A 15,536-nucleotide genomic window follows, 5' to 3' on the forward strand; every position below is an offset into this window, starting at 1 on the left:
GATAATACTTAAACAAAACACTAATGGAAAATCACGAACACCAAAATCACGAAGAAATGGACCATTCTAAAATGGATCATTCAAAGATGAAACACAAAAAAGAAGATCATTCTAAAATGGATCATTCCAATCATGACGGCAATGTACCGATGGGAATGGCTGGGCACGACCATCATAAAATGATGATTGCCGACTTTAGGAAACGGTTTTGGGTCACTCTCATCCTTACCATTCCGATATTATTCTTGTCACCAATGATTCAGGAATTTTTTGGCTACGAATTTCTTTTACCAGGTAACCCATATATACTTTTTGCACTTTCTACTGTGGTCTATTTTTATGGTGGTTGGCCATTTTTAAAAGGTTTTTGGTCAGAAATAAAAAAGGGTGCTCCTGGTATGATGACTCTTATATCTATGGCAATAAGTGTCGCTTACTTTTATAGTTCCGCCACAGTTTTTGGTTTGCCTGGTGTCGATTTTTTCTGGGAACTGGCAACGCTTATAGCGATTATGCTCGTTGGACACTGGATTGAAATGAAGAGTGTACTTGGTGCATCAAAAGCATTGCAACTTTTAGTAAGTATGATGCCCGCCGAAGCACATCGAGTAAAAGACAATACTATTGAAGATATTTCACTCGAAGATTTGTTGAAAGATGATGTGATATTGGTAAAGCCTGGAGAGAAAGTTCCAGCTGATGGTATTATTGTAGAAGGTTCTAGTTATCTAAACGAATCAATGCTCACAGGGGAATCTAAACCAGTAAAAAAAGAAGAAAAGGATAAAGTAATTGGTGGTTCGGTAAATGGTAATAGCACACTAAAAGTAAAAGTTGAACATACAGGAAAAGACAGCTACCTCAACAAAGTAATCACGATGGTTGAGGAAGCACAGAAAACAAAGTCTAAAATGCAAAACCTTTCGGATAGGGCTGCAAAATGGCTGACATACATTGCATTAGCTATTGGTTTTGGAACATTAGCGGTTTGGCTCATGTTAGGATTTCCTTTTGTATATGCATTGGAAAGAATGGTTACCGTTATGGTCATTGCTTGTCCACACGCTTTAGGTCTTGCCATTCCACTTGTGGTTGCCATATCAACAGCAGTTTCAGCTCAAAACGGCTTATTAATTAGAAATAGGACTGCATTTGAGGAATCGCGAAAAATATCAGTCTTGTTATTCGATAAAACAGGAACCCTTACTAAAGGAGATTTTGGGGTTACACGAATTGAATCTGTAAATAAGGCTTATACATCTCAAGAAATTTTGAGGCTTTCAAGTGCATTAGAACAAAGTTCAGAACACCCAATTGCCGTTGGAATTATTAAAAAGGTAAAGGCAGATAATTTATCTATTCCTAAACCTGAAAATTTCAACTCAATTACTGGAAAAGGTGTAGAGGCTAAAGTAGAAGGAAAACAAATTAAAGTGGTGAGTCCAGGTTATTTGAGGGATGAAAAAATAGAAATTCCAGAAGATGCCTACAGTGATGCTGCCGAAACTGTGGTTTTTGTTTTGATTGATGGAAAATTGGCAGGATATATTGCTCTTGCCGATGAAATAAGACCAGAATCTGCTGACGCCATAAAAGTGTTCAAAAAGAACAACATCAAAGTATTTATGGCTACTGGTGACAATGAGAAAACTGCAAAAGCTGTTAGTGATAAACTTGGTTTAGATGGTTATTTTGCAGAGGTATTGCCACATCAAAAGGTGGAAATTGTAAAAGACCTTCAAAATAAAGGTGAATTTGTTGCTATGACAGGTGATGGTGTAAACGATGCGCCTGCATTGGCGCAAGCCAACGTTGGAATTGCAGTAGGGTCTGGTTCTGATATTGCTGCTGAAACTGCCGATATTATTTTGGTAAATAGTAATCCGCAGGATATTGCCAACTTAATTTTATTTGGAAAAGCTACTTACAATAAAATGATTCAAAATCTAATATGGGCAACTGGTTATAACGTAGTTGCCATTCCATTAGCAGCTGGAGTTCTATATTCTTCAGGCTTTGTTTTAGGACCAGCATTAGGAGCTGTCTTTATGAGTTTAAGCACCATTATTGTAGCTATTAATGCGCAATTATTAAAGCGTAAAATTGGTAAAAAATAATGGAGAGGAAAGAAAAACTCAATAGGATATTTTTAATCTTGTTGAGCTTATTTGTAGTGATGTTAGGGTATGGTATTTTATTACCTACCCTTCCCTATTACACAGAAAGGTTGGCATTAAAAGACAATCTCGATCCTGACCTTATCAACTTCCATATTGGTTTATTGACAAGTATTTATCCACTATTTCAATTGCTATTTGTTGTGGTATGGGGAAAACTATCGGATAAATACGGTCGTAAACCCATTATAATAGTAGGTCTTATTGGTTTTGTAATAATGCAATTACTTACTGGTCTTGCTACATCATTGACAATGCTATATGTAGCACGCATATTTGGTGGGATATTCACGTCGTCCGTTATTCCAGTTAGTAACGCCTATTTAAGTGATATCACTTCAGAAAAACGAAGAACAAAAATTATGGCCTGGTCTGGAGTAGCCATTAGCTCAGGTCTTATTTTTGGTCCTGTAATTGGAGGTTTCTTATCGCAAACAGATTTACATTTAGAATATTCATTTGGACAACTACATCTTAACCAGTTTTCTGTTCCTTTTGTTTTTGTAGCCTTTTTGGGATTGGTTGTATTGCTTATCATAATGAAATGGCTTCAAAATACAACCCGAGAATATAAGTCTACTACCAATAGAATAAGTTTACGACACTCTTTTAGTAAATATTTTATAGTATTATTAATGCTTTCGTTTGTGATGCAATTTATAGTAACCTTATTTGAAACAGTATTTTCAATATACGGCAAAGACGAATTGGCGTTTAATAGCACCCAAGTAGGAATTGGCTTTATGCTCTGCGGATCGGTTATGGCTATTTTACAGCCAGTTTTCGCTACTTACGGAGAAAAGGTCTTATCTGCAAAAAACCAGATTGCTTTAGGATTATTAATAGTTGGTATATCCTTAATTAGCTTTCCTTTTTTTAAGAATGAATTTGTGGTGTATGGTTTGATTATAGTATTTGCAGCTGGTGGTGCTATGGTAACACCAAACTTGCTTTCAGCAGTTTCGCTAATTTCAAAGGAAAATACAGGACAAAATATATCCATACAGAGTTCCACAAATAGCATTGGTCAGATTTTGGGTCCAGTTATTGGAACGTGGTTAATTGCAGGTGGCTTCTATTATCCATTTATAATTGCAGGAGCGATTATTTTACTAACTCTAGGGTTGATTTTACCTTCCTTAAATCTCAAAAAAATGAATAAATAATGATTTTAAAAGCAAATACTATATTTTCTAGAGATGAAACATGTATTGGTAGAAGAAAACAAACATAAATAAAATTTTAAATATGCTTTTTAAGGAAGATGAAAATATAACACTGATACATTCTGGCGACGAATATTTCATTAAAATGAAAGAAATTATTAAAAATGCAAAGGAAGAGATTCATTTACAAACTTACATTTTTGAAAATGATGAAACAGGAAAGGATATAGCAAGTTGTTTAAAAGAAGCAGCACATCGAAATGTGAAAGTTTATATACTGTTAGATGCTTACGGTAGTGCATCTCTTACTGATGATTTTATACAAGATTTGCAACAGAGCGGAATCTTTTTTCGACTTTTCTCATCGTTATTCTCTCTGAATAATTTTTATTTAGGAAGAAGAATGCATCACAAAGTAATTGTGGCTGATGCAAAAACTGCAATGATAGGGGGAATAAATATTGGAAATAAATACCATGGGGAAAAAGACAATGAGCCTTGGCTAGATTATGCTATAAAATTAGATTGCCCAGCTGCGCAAGATTTACAAAAACTATGTCTCGATTATTTTTTTAAAGACGGAAGCTCAAAAAAAATAAAAACCGTATTACATTCTGCGGGGAAAACACTTGTTGGTATTAGACAAAATGATTGGCTTAAAAACAAAACAGAAGTATGTGACGCTTACACGAATTCTATCAATCAAGCCAATAAAGAAATAGTCATTGTTAGCTCTTATTTTTTGCCAGGAAAAAGACTAACCAATGCCATTATAGAGGCTTGTAAAAGGAAAGTGAAAGTAACGCTAATATTAGCAGGAATTAGTGATGTACCTTTAATACGTAACGCAACCTCATATTTATATTCATTATTTTTAAAACAAAATGTATTAATATATGAGTGGGATAATTCTGTAGTACATGGTAAAGCAGCTGTGGTGGATAACAAATGGTCCACAATAGGTTCATTTAACCTCAATGACCTTAGCTGTTACGGCAGTATAGAAATGAATGTTGAAATACATTCTCAAATTTTCGCAACAACTCTTCTAAAAGATTTTGAAAATGTAATAGAAAAATCCAATCAAATTACCTTTACTAATCTTAAAAAGAAAATAAGTGTTTTCAATAAGTTAAAGAATTGGTTAGCCTATTACATTGTTAGAGCAGCAATGCGTATTTTAACTTTTCTTCCACATATAAAACTACTCGAAAATTAACGTTCTGAATCATACCGTTGCAAATTTGATGTGTATTTTATTGATCTCAAAAACAGTTAAAACTATGCACTTTAGCGCATCTCACTTAACTTACCCTTGTTCTACAGGAAAACAACAGGTAAATGGGCATGCAGTTTAGCGCTTAACTGTTCACAGAGTTGGAGTACTAAATATCGCTATTCCATATTAGAAGGCGACATTCAAAAACAAGAAAGGCTTCAACTTTCTTGAAATCCTTATTATACTTGTAACTACTGTAGGTTCAAATCTACTACTGGATCCGAAATCAAATAGGTCTTTTAATTTCTTTTCCTTGTGACTACTCACGTAAAAATATAAATTGAAAGAAATCCACAACTTTTCATACTTATGTTTTGTTTTTTAGCTTTTTTTAAATGATTTCATAAATTTATACAGGAAAAAAACACGAAATAGAAGTAAATATTTAAAAAATGATTTTTTTGGAACAAACTTCAACTTATTCTGAATAGTAGTAGCTTTTAAAAAAAATTATTAATTGACTTTCATGCTTAACAGATTGTTATAATATTTAACATGCAATCAACAATTCAGAATTATTTTCTAAGTATTCCCCAAAAGATATAATATCTTTGATTGAAAACTTAGATTTCGGAATGTTGTGGGTTCGAAAATTTTTAACGCAAAATCTTTTCTATACTTCAGAAAAAGAACAAGTTCCATAAAAAATATATCATTTATGTATCAAATTATGATAAAACTAAGTTTTTTAGTGAAGAAAATCGTCAGGAATTCACAAGCGTTGAAAAAAGCATATAAGCGTTATTTATTTGGAATTATTTTCATGTTAACTGTGATTACAGTACCTTTATTTCATCCCGAAACATTTTTTTGTTTACGGTTTATATCTTATCAAAAAAACTTAAAAATAGAACTTCATGAAATCATTATTTGATGCTTCCGCACATTCCGAGATTGTTAGTAGAATTGAGAATTTAACTTCAACATCAACACCTTCTTGGGGAAAAATGTCTGTTGGACAAATGTGTACACATTGCCAAATGCCGTTGGAAGTTGCATTACAAAAAAGAACGTTGAGCGGAAAAAAACCAGGTTTTATGAAACGTTTGGTTTTTAAATTGTACAAACCGGTTATGTATAATGAGAAACCTTGGAGTAAAAATTTGCCAACAGTCCGCGATTTTGTGGTACGAGAAGATAAAGAAGTAGAAACTGAGAAAGTGAAATTATTGGAGTTGATCACTACATTTCATGGACAGAAAGAAGCAAAAGAATGGCCTGCACATCCATTGTTTGGTAAGTTTACACACGAGCAATGGGGAAAAATGCAGTATAAGCATTTGGATCATCATTTGAATCAGTTTGGTGTTTAATATGAACTATCCACCAAAACATCATCAGGAAACTGATTTCAAAAATATTATTGCTACGATTAAAGAATTTCCGCTAGCGACTTTAATTTCTGCGAAAGACAGCGAAATTTTCACGACACATGTTCCATTAATTTATGATGAAACTTATGGCGAATTTGGAAAATTGGTTGGTCATATCGATAAGTTTAATCCGCATGTGGAATTGTTACAGAATGGAATTCCCGCGCAAGCGATATTTCACGGACCTAATTGCTATATTTCTCCAAACGTGTATAGCACAACACAGTTTCCGACATGGAACTACGTGAAAGTGCATGTTTCGGCGAAAGCCACACGAATTCCCAATAATGACGACGTACTCGCTTCTATTGCACACATGACTTCTGTTTTGGAAACTTCAGAAAATCCGTATGTTTTAGACGAAAAAAATCCAAGAGCACAAACGCTTGCAGATTACATTATAGGTGTTAAGTTAGAAATTACTTCTTGGGAAGGAAAATTTAAGTTATCACAAGATAAATTGTCCAAAGACACACATCTTGCCAAAGATGTATTGATACAAAAAAGCCGCAAGGATGTTACGGCTTTCATTGATGGTATTTTAAAGAAATAACGCTTCGACTCCGCTCAGCGTACTTCGAATAGCGTTTTATCAAACTCATTGTAAATATTCAGATAATCTTAAAATACTAATTTACTGAACGTTATACGATATTAAACGACGTTCCATTCTGTGTATATCTTCACTAGAAAATGATACCGTATTGAAAACTTTCCCAACACCTTCTGCAAAATGATATTTATCAAGTGCTGGAAATAATTCTAAAGTTTGAGGTTGCTTTGCATATATTTTCATGTATTCACAATCAAAATCACCAGCAGTTGTTGAGATTATTTCATTGTTTTCTCCACGTGCTGTGTATAGATTTAAAAAAGAATCTTCTCTTAACAAGAACTCTTGATCGTCTTCTCTTGAAAATTTTACTTTTCCGTATTCATCTATAAGATATCCAATAGAATCTCTTACGTATTCAAAGCGCTCTCCATTAGGTGAACAAAAAGCGATGTTGTTTTCATTTCCAGAAGTTCTAATTCGATATTTATAAAATTCATTATCATTGATAATTTCCGTACCCACAATTTTTACAGAGTCAATAACTCCTGTATTATTAAAGATAATGGATTGTATGTTTTCTCTGCGATGATGTTCATAAACCCAGGAGTTTCCAACGGTTAAAGCATAGAAATTTTCTTCGGGTTCAGGAATTGTGTTGTCGTCTGTGGAACAGGAAATACTGGTAACTACTAGACATGCTAGCACGAGGTAATTTTTCATAATTATTGGTTTTAATTGTTTATAAAAAGTAATTATGAAGTATAGTCGTTGTTTTTAATTGGTTCGGTCTGTTTTCAGAACGTGTCTTTTTATAATTTAGTGTATGTGCTGTTTAAATTCCTCAAAGTCGAGTCCACCATAATTCCCTGAACTCATTAATAACAAAGCAGTTTCATCTAAGTTTTGACTGAATAAATATTTTTTAAATGCTGCTGGATCTGTGTAAATAATTAAATCATCACGCTCAAAAGCTTCCGCGATTTGTGCCTCAGAAACTTCCTCCAATTGCTTTATTTGAACCGCGTGTGGCGAATAGAAAACGACAGCTTTGTCAGCCGCATCTAACGCACCTTTGTATTCTTTTAGAAATTCGGCATTTAAACTACTGTATGTGTGTAATTCTAAACATGCAAAAACAGTTCGGTCTGCGTATTGTTCTTTTACAGCATTTGTAGTTGCTTTTACTTTACTTGGCGAATGTGCAAAGTCTTTGTACACTACCGTAGAATTGTGCTCGGCAATTTTTTCCAACCGTTTGCTTGCACCTTTAAATGTTGAAATTGCTTCGTAAAAATCTTCTTCATCGACTCCAATATGTTGACAGATCCATTTTGCACCTGCCAAATTATTTAAATTATGTTTTCCAAATATTTCAATTGGCATAAAACCATCTGGCGTTTCTAAGAGCGTTTCGCCATTTTCAATCGTATAATTTGGTGTTTTGTAGCTTAATTTACGAATTGGATTTTGAGAAGCTTCCACGACTCGAACAACTTCAGCATCTTCTTCATTGTAATTGATACTTCCGCCTTTGGTAATAGAATCTACAAAGATTTGAAACTGCTCCACATAATTCTCATACGTTGGAAATACATTGATATGATCCCACGCAATTCCGCTTAGTAGTGCAATATTTGGTTTGTATAAGTGAAATTTTGGGCGACGATCAATTGGAGATGATAAATATTCGTCACCTTCTAAGATGATAAAATCATTTTCTTCTGTAAGATGCACCATCGTTTCAAAACCTTCTAATTGCGCACCAACCATATAATCGACTGCAATATCATGATAACTCAACACATGAAGAATCATCGAAGTTATCGTTGTTTTTCCGTGACTTCCGCCAATAACAACGCGCGTTTTGTGTTTGGATTGCTCGTATAGAAATTCTGGATACGAATAAATAGTTACACCTAATTCCTGCGCTTTTAGTAATTCCGAATTATCAGGTTTTGCGTGCATTCCTAAGATAATCGCATCTAAATCTTTCGTGATTTTTTCTGGAAACCAGCCAAATGTTTCGGGCAATAAACCTTTTTTGTCCAATCGCCCTTTCGACGGTTCAAAAATAACGTCGTCGCTTCCTGTAATTTGATATCCTTTCGCGTGTAACGCAAGTGCTAAATTGTGCATGGCACTTCCGCCAATGGCTATAAAATGTATTCGCATGAGTTGTAGAATTCTAAAGTGTAAAGATAAAAGTAGTTTTGGACTTTTGAGAATTTCTTTTGGGAGATTTTGAAGAAATAAAGTTTAGTTCTGACATACTAATAGCTGTTTAAATAGAAAGTTTTTTAAAGATTGGTCATATATATAAACGAGAAAAGCTATTTCGAGGTGAAATAGCTTTTTTTGAATTAATTTAAGGCACGCTTATTTTTTCTTAACTTTAGATTGAGATACAATAGATGGTCCTTTTTTGTTGGACTTTGTTACTACTGAACTTGCTTTTGTAGTACGTGATGCTTTTTTCTTAGCTTTTAATTCTTCAGCTTTTTTACGTACATCATTCGCTTTATTTACTTTTGTTACTGCCATATTAAAAAAATTAAATAGTGATACAAATATTTTTTTGTTTTGGTTATGACACAACATAAATTGTAAAGTCACAAAAAAAATTAAAATATTTTTTACAATTGAAATAGTGTTGAAAAAAACTAAATCATTTCCCGAAAAACACTAGGCTTAGGACTCATTAACCTTGAAATTTAAAAAAATTAAACTATCTTGTTTTCTCAAAGAAAAACCGTCATTCCATTATGTCCATAAACTACTCTTTTGGTCTTCCACTGAAACACAACTTTGCAGAATACGTATATTATCAAGGATTATTTCTTCCGCATGAAATAGATAGAATCCTCAACTTTTGGGATGATGATAAAACGATAAAAGCCACACTTGCAGGAGAAAACAAACATGACGATGAATTGCGAAAAAGTTCCGTGATGTTTATTGACAATACGCCAGAAAATGATTGGATTTATAAAAAATTGGCGAGTCTTGCGATTACCTGTAATAATGAACGCTATTGGTTTGATTTATTAGGTTTTCACCAAGAATTACAACTGACACGCTATTCAGAAGGCGATTTTTTTGATTGGCATATGGATTTTGGTCCTGGAGAAATTTCAGCACGAAAACTAAGTATGACCATTCAATTATCAGATGAAAATGATTATGAAGGTGGCGATTTGCAATTTATGATTAATCATAAAATAGTAGCTGCGCCACGAAAAAAAGGCACGATCATCATTTTTCCGTCATTTATTATGCATCGTGTGACGCCAATTACAAAAGGAATTCGTCAATCAATTGTTGGTTGGGTTTCTGGTCCGCCGTATAGATAATCCGTAAGCAATGAACAAAGAAATTAACACATGTAATACTTGCGGAAGCGAATTCTATACGAAGACTTCTAAGATGAAAAATATATGTCCTGAATGTGCGCATCAGATATACAATCGTCATCGTTGTTTTCACAAATTTGAGGATGGAAGATGTATAAAGTGCTATTGGAATGGTAAAACTTCGGCATATGCTTTAAAATTGAAAAAACAGAATCGTAAAAAAATCAAAAATGCAAAATTAAATGTCGTGCTTGGAATTATTGTAATAGCTATAGGAATTATTTTTATGTTAATAGGTAAATTGTATTGGGGAATTTTTGGAGTTACAGTTGGTTCATTATTTTTAATAGAAGCAAAACGATATAATAAGCAATTATACAAGAGAAATAACTACATTGAGTAACTTTTCGCAAATGGAATTTTCTATAAAAAAAATAGTATTGATATGTATTGTTATTTCAAGTTTGTCTTTGAAAGCGCAAGACTTGAATGACATCTTTGCGAATTGCCTTATTTCAGATACGGAAAGTAATATTACACGAGAAAATCCGATTCGAATTATCGCTATTGATGAAGCAAATAATCGCATCAAAACAAATTATACTGCACTTGAAAATTTAGTAGTAAAAGCCACGGGAAATCAATCGTGGTTTATCACGCAAAGCGAAGAAGCGTCTACGATTGTTGAAATTTTAAATGTTGATGTAACTTCTGGTTGGATTACGCTTGGCGAAACCTACTCAGGGTTTTTCAATATGGACGAAGGCGAAACGTTGGAGTTTTTTAATCCGTTTGTCAATTATGAAATCATCAATAACAAACCATTATTTGAAAGCTATCCAACACATATAAAAGACGAATACATCAATTACATTCAGTCTGGTGGAATCATTAAAAGAGCCGAAAATGACTATGTGTTATTAACGCCTGTGATTTTTGGCGCACATGAAAAAAGAACCATTTATTACGCGACAAGTGCTGATTTGGAAAATTGGACGTTTCACGATGAAAAAATACTCGGCTCGGAACAAATTCCATTCGCAAAAAAGATAGGAAATGTATTTAGCACAGGAAATCCATTAGAATTGAAAGATGGCACTTTTTTGGTTTTACTTGGCGTAGAACAACCAAACGGAAACTACACATCCGCGTATATGATTCTGAACAAGGAATTAAAAATTGTACAAGCGCCACAAGAAATCAAAATTCCTGAATGGCAAGGCGAAACTCAAAATAGTTTTCCGTTGGCAATTACAAAACATAAAGGCGTTTTTAGAGTATTATTTCATCGAAGAAGTGCAAAGTTTATTGAATCAGAAATTCATGAAATTACTACAAAGAATATTCTAAAAGCATTTGATAAAAACAACGAAATTATTTCTTCAAACATAATTCAAAAAGCGAAAATCGAAACAGGTTATCTTCACGGGAAAGCAGATGATGCAAGTTATATAACGTTCAATTCAGAGTTGCATATATTGCTTGGAAGCGAAGAATTACCTTCTGAATATTTAACTTCTTTTAATCGTGAATATGGTTTAATGAAACTCGAAAATAACGAATGGATTCATGACAAACGAAGTCCATTAATCGTAAATCCAATGACAATTCACAATAAATATCCTGAATACGAATGGACTTCCGATCATTTAGGCGGATTTATTTCTCCAATATTTCATGAAAACTATTTGTATTTATTTTTAACTTTCGGAACGGATAATCCTGATTATTTACTTTCGGGAGTTAAAGTTAAGTTGGACTAAACATATTTGATTTTAAACATAAAACAACATTCAAAACTATAGCTTGGGTTTTATAAAATGTAGTATATTTCAGTATTCTAAGTAATTTTAACCAAGTGCAACACTGTACAAAAACTATTTTTATCATGAAAAAGTACATCTACTTTGTATTCATACTCGTATTGAATTCTTGTGGTTCACAAGTAGTTTCAACTCCTAAAAATGAAATCACTAATACTAAAAAAACGCATAATGAAATATTAGTTCATGGAATTGATCGTTGTCTATCCTACGGACGAAGAACTAAAGGGACGTTTGGTTTTGTGAATACTGAAGGAAAAGAATTGTTTGGGAAAACATTTCGGAATTGCTCCAATTTTTTCGGAAACTACGCAAATGTATATAAAGACTCCGCATTTGGTTATGTTGACAGAAAAGGAAACGTAAAATTATTTCCAGCATATGATATTGTATATTGGTATACAGATAGTATTGGGTACGCTGCAAAAAATAATAAATTAGGACTCATTAACAGAGAAGGAAAGCTAAAAACTGATATTGAATATGATGATATACAATTTTCTGACGAAAGTTATTTTACGCTAAAGAAAAATAATAAATGGTTTATTGTTGATGGCAACGGAAAAAAAATACTACACGATTCTATTCATCTCAAAGCCTCTTTTGTCTATGATGGCAATGCAATTTATCTAGATATAATTGATGCAGATACAAAACAAGGAATCGTAAGCATGAATGGCGAAATCATTGTCAAAGCCAAATACGATGAAGTCACTGGCTATTTTTCAAATGGATTCATGCATGTGACCAATGAAAACAAAAGCGGTTTTGTCAACAAAAAAGGGGAAGAAGTAATTCCATTGATTTACGATCAACTGAGTTATGATTTTAAAGAAAATTTAACTGCGGCAAAGAAAAATGGAAAATGGGGTTTTATCAATGCTAAAAACGAAGTCGTAATAGATTTCGAATACGATCAGATAACCCAATTTTCAGAAGGATTGGCAATGGTTACAAAAAAAGGAAAAGCAGGATATATTAATAGCGCAGGCGAAATTATTATTCCTATAAACTTAAAATCTACTTGGCGAGGTGATTTCAGTGAAAAGCTAGCAGTTTTCAAATCAAGCAATGGCAAATATGGCTACATTGATAAAAATGGAAAAACCGTTATTGCGCCAATTTACGATTCAGCATTGGCATTTAAAAATGGATTTGCGTATGTGAAAGTAAATGGAAGTGCCGGATTTATTGATAAAAAAGGTGCATTTGCCGTTGATCCAAAGTATTACGAAGTCTGGTCGATACAAGAAGGCATTTCACGCTATTTTATCAAATAGCAATAGAATATAACAACTATGCTGCACGAAAACTGATTGAAACTAATAACAACATAACAATCATGAAAATCATCGATTTATCCAAACCAATTCAATACAACAAAAATGATCCTTGGTTTATGAAGGTAAAAATCAAGCATAAACCACACCGAAAAGCTAAATGGTTAATTCGTGTTTTAGGATTGCCTTTCAAGCTATTTCCGAAAGGATTTACAGGTTGGGCAGATGATACGATTCAGAAAATGGGCGTGCATTCCACAACTCATATTGATGCGCCTTGGCATTATTCACCAACTGTAAACGGCGAAAAAGCAAAAACAATTGATGAAGTTCCGCTCGATTGGTGTTTTGGCGAAGGAATTGTAATCGATATGAAACACAAAGTAGATTTTGATGCGATTACAGTAAAAGATATTACTACTTTTTTAGATGAACAAAACTTAACAATTGAACCCAAAATGATTGTATTAATCAAAACGGGAAGAGACAAATATAACGGCACAAAAGATTTTCACAAAATAGGAACTGGTATGAGTGCCGAAGCAACGGAATGGCTTATTGATAAAGGAATTAAAGTTATGGGAATCGATTCTTGGGGCTGGGATTTACCATTGCCATACATGTTACAAAAAGCAAAAGAAACTGGAAACTCAGAATTATTTTGGGAAGCACATTTGGTCGGACAACGGAAAGAATATTGTCATATGGAACAACTCGTCAACTTAGACGCGCTTCCATATACAGGTTTTAAAATTGCCGTATTTCCGTTAAAAATTGTGGGTGCTTCTGCCGCGCCTGCGAGAGTTGTGGCGATGATGGAGTAATAAAATCACGCTGACGTCAAATAGTATATTACTTTTAAATGTTTGGTAGAAACAATAAAAATCACGAATTTTAATAAAAAATAGAAGATGACGGCTTTGGATAAAATAAAAAATAGATTGATTGATCAAATTCTAATTACTAAAAATGAAGAATTGCTTTCTACGATAGAAAACCTGTTTAGTTCAACTGAAACAGAAGAAAAACTTGTTTTAGATTCATATCAATTAGAAATGTTAATGATGAGTGAAAAAGATATTGATGAAGGGAAACTTATTTCTGAATCTGACTTAGAAAAATTAGATGCTGAATGGATGGATTAAAAGTTTTTTGGACGCAGACAGCGAAAAGACAAAGAGATCATATTTTTGAGTATTGGAATAATAAGAATAAAAGTAAGTCCTATTCAACAAAGCTAAATCTAGCCATAAGAGAACGTATTCAGTTACTCAAAAAACAACCTGAATTTGGAAAGAAAATATATTTTAAAAATATTAGAGCAGTTTCAATGAGACATTATTCTATTATATACAAAATCAATCAACTCAATATAATCATCATAGGGTTTTGGGATAATCGTCAAGACTCCGAAAAACTCCTAAATTTTTTGCGTAACGCATAAAACCTACATCGCCAAAATCTCCACCTTTTTCTTTTTAAAAGGTTTCAATATATTTTCCGCCAAAGCTTTATCAATCCATTCCATTGCTTTTTGTTTATCGCCTTTATGCTGAAATATTTGTGCCAAACGGTAATATGCCCACGACACAGGAACGCCATCTTTAGAAGTATAATTAGTAATGTATAAATACAAACACTTCTCCCCTTTTTCGAGTTGAATATTATAATCGGCTGCTACTTTACCAATTTGGTAATGCATTGCGTTTCGTTGGTGTTTTTTGTGTGATTTTTCAATATTTGCAATGGCTTTCAAAGGCTGTTCTTGTTTTTCATATAAATTCGTTAGTTTATCATAACAGGTTAATGAACCGCCAATTGCAATGGCTTTTTTGTAGAATTTCTCCGCCAATTCAGGCTCATCATCGTATTCATAAATATAGCCTTTTGCTAAATAACCATCTACTTTGGAAAGATTTTCAAGCTCGTTGGCATATTTCATAGACTTCCGAACGCTTCCGCCCAAAAGTCCTGGCAATTGCATATACAATTCTACCATTGCCCAACGTACATCAATGTGATTTGGATCGAGTTCGGCAGCACGATTAAAGGAACTTTTAATATCGCCTATCAAACTCAACGCTCTAAATTTATTAACAATTAATGCTTTCATGCCCATTGCGCCACCATATTTATAATGATAATTAGCGTTTGCATTGTCCATTTCTACTAACTTCTCGTAGTTTTCAATGGCATTATCCCAATTTTCACGATATCCGAAAGAATCGCCCAAAAGTTCAATTAGTTGGCGATTATTTGGCGATTTTTCTAAGGCAGATTTTATAATAGTTTCCGCTTTGCTGTATTGTTTATTTTCAAATAATTGTTCAACACGTTCCGTTGTTGTTTGACTCATTAAAAACATCGGAATACACAAAAGGATTAAAAAGTAATACTTCATTCGTTTTATATTTCTTTTACACTAGCAGTTATTGTTCCAAAGATACTATTTCATCTGTTTATATAAATTGTTTTTTTTTGGAAGATGATTTATATAAAAATTCAATCTTCATTTTTCAAATTCAACTTCAA

General features: G+C 33.2%; 16 protein-coding genes. 12 read left to right on the forward strand and 4 right to left on the reverse strand.

What is annotated here, in order from left to right:
- The first annotated feature begins 23 nt into the window (after positions 1-23).
- The 5 genes from IMCC3317_RS09560 (at position 24) to IMCC3317_RS09580 (ending at position 6,548) form a co-directional block, all read left to right on the forward strand.
- Positions 24-2,117 carry a copper-translocating P-type ATPase gene (locus tag IMCC3317_RS09560; RefSeq protein ID WP_160129289.1) on the forward strand — a complete coding sequence of 698 codons (2,094 nt, stop codon included), beginning with the start codon at positions 24-26 and terminating at the stop codon, positions 2,115-2,117.
- On the forward strand, positions 2,117-3,343 hold the full coding sequence (locus tag IMCC3317_RS09565; protein WP_160129290.1) for an MFS transporter: 1,227 nt from the start codon (positions 2,117-2,119) through the stop codon (positions 3,341-3,343). Before IMCC3317_RS09560 ends, IMCC3317_RS09565 begins: the two co-directional genes overlap by 1 nt.
- Positions 3,344-3,425: 82 nt before the next feature.
- Positions 3,426-4,562: a phospholipase D-like domain-containing protein gene (locus IMCC3317_RS09570; RefSeq protein ID WP_160129291.1), complete on the forward strand. Its 1,137-nt coding sequence runs from the start codon at positions 3,426-3,428 to the stop codon at positions 4,560-4,562.
- A 917-nt stretch (positions 4,563-5,479) separates the two neighbouring features.
- On the forward strand, positions 5,480-5,935 hold the full coding sequence (locus tag IMCC3317_RS09575; protein WP_160129292.1) for a DUF1569 domain-containing protein: 456 nt from the start codon (positions 5,480-5,482) through the stop codon (positions 5,933-5,935).
- 1 nt (position 5,936) lies between these two features.
- The gene (locus IMCC3317_RS09580; RefSeq protein WP_160129293.1) at positions 5,937-6,548 is read left to right on the forward strand and encodes an FMN-binding negative transcriptional regulator; all 612 of its coding nucleotides are present in this window, start codon (positions 5,937-5,939) and stop codon (positions 6,546-6,548) included.
- 81 nt (positions 6,549-6,629) lie between these two features.
- On the opposite strand, the gene IMCC3317_RS09585 is transcribed toward IMCC3317_RS09580, so the two are convergent.
- From IMCC3317_RS09585 to IMCC3317_RS09595, 3 genes are all read right to left on the reverse strand, one after another.
- On the reverse strand, positions 6,630-7,271 hold the full coding sequence (locus IMCC3317_RS09585) for a hypothetical protein (RefSeq protein WP_160129294.1): 642 nt from the start codon (positions 7,269-7,271) through the stop codon (positions 6,630-6,632).
- 96 nt (positions 7,272-7,367) lie between these two features.
- Positions 7,368-8,723 carry a UDP-N-acetylmuramate--L-alanine ligase gene (locus IMCC3317_RS09590; RefSeq protein WP_160129295.1) on the reverse strand — a complete coding sequence of 452 codons (1,356 nt, stop codon included), beginning with the start codon at positions 8,721-8,723 and terminating at the stop codon, positions 7,368-7,370.
- A gap of 204 nt (positions 8,724-8,927) precedes the next feature.
- Positions 8,928-9,092, reverse strand: a complete 165-nt coding sequence (locus IMCC3317_RS09595) for a hypothetical protein (protein WP_160129296.1) — start codon at positions 9,090-9,092, stop codon at positions 8,928-8,930.
- A gap of 221 nt (positions 9,093-9,313) precedes the next feature.
- Between IMCC3317_RS09595 and IMCC3317_RS09600 the strand changes: the two genes are divergently transcribed.
- The 7 genes from IMCC3317_RS09600 (at position 9,314) to IMCC3317_RS09630 (ending at position 14,448) form a co-directional block, all read left to right on the forward strand.
- Positions 9,314-9,901 (forward strand): 2OG-Fe(II) oxygenase family protein, encoded by a 588-nt coding sequence (locus IMCC3317_RS09600; RefSeq protein ID WP_160129297.1) that lies wholly within the window; start codon positions 9,314-9,316, stop codon positions 9,899-9,901.
- 10 nt (positions 9,902-9,911) lie between these two features.
- Positions 9,912-10,304, forward strand: coding sequence for a hypothetical protein (locus IMCC3317_RS23255; RefSeq protein ID WP_174805951.1), 393 nt, complete (start codon positions 9,912-9,914; stop codon positions 10,302-10,304).
- Between the two features lie 10 nt (positions 10,305-10,314).
- A complete protein-coding gene (locus tag IMCC3317_RS09610) occupies positions 10,315-11,664 on the forward strand; it encodes a hypothetical protein (protein ID WP_160129298.1) in 1,350 nt (449 codons plus the stop codon).
- 125 nt (positions 11,665-11,789) lie between these two features.
- The gene (locus IMCC3317_RS09615; protein ID WP_160129299.1) at positions 11,790-13,004 is read left to right on the forward strand and encodes a WG repeat-containing protein; all 1,215 of its coding nucleotides are present in this window, start codon (positions 11,790-11,792) and stop codon (positions 13,002-13,004) included.
- 62 nt (positions 13,005-13,066) lie between these two features.
- Positions 13,067-13,828, forward strand: coding sequence for a cyclase family protein (locus IMCC3317_RS09620; protein ID WP_160129300.1), 762 nt, complete (start codon positions 13,067-13,069; stop codon positions 13,826-13,828).
- A gap of 96 nt (positions 13,829-13,924) precedes the next feature.
- Positions 13,925-14,149: a hypothetical protein gene (locus IMCC3317_RS09625; protein WP_160129301.1), complete on the forward strand. Its 225-nt coding sequence runs from the start codon at positions 13,925-13,927 to the stop codon at positions 14,147-14,149.
- Positions 14,137-14,448, forward strand: a complete 312-nt coding sequence (locus IMCC3317_RS09630) for a type II toxin-antitoxin system RelE/ParE family toxin (protein WP_160129302.1) — start codon at positions 14,137-14,139, stop codon at positions 14,446-14,448. The genes IMCC3317_RS09625 and IMCC3317_RS09630 overlap by 13 nt, the downstream gene beginning before the upstream one ends.
- Before the next feature lie 3 nt (positions 14,449-14,451).
- Here the strand turns inward: IMCC3317_RS09630 and IMCC3317_RS09635 are convergent, their stop codons facing one another.
- Complete coding sequence (locus IMCC3317_RS09635) at positions 14,452-15,405, reverse strand: tetratricopeptide repeat protein (protein ID WP_160129303.1); 954 nt, start codon at positions 15,403-15,405, stop codon at positions 14,452-14,454.
- Between the last annotated feature and the right edge of the window lie 131 nt (positions 15,406-15,536).

It is taken from the genome of Kordia antarctica (assembly GCF_009901525.1).
GTDB lineage: Bacteria > Bacteroidota > Bacteroidia > Flavobacteriales > Flavobacteriaceae > Kordia > Kordia antarctica.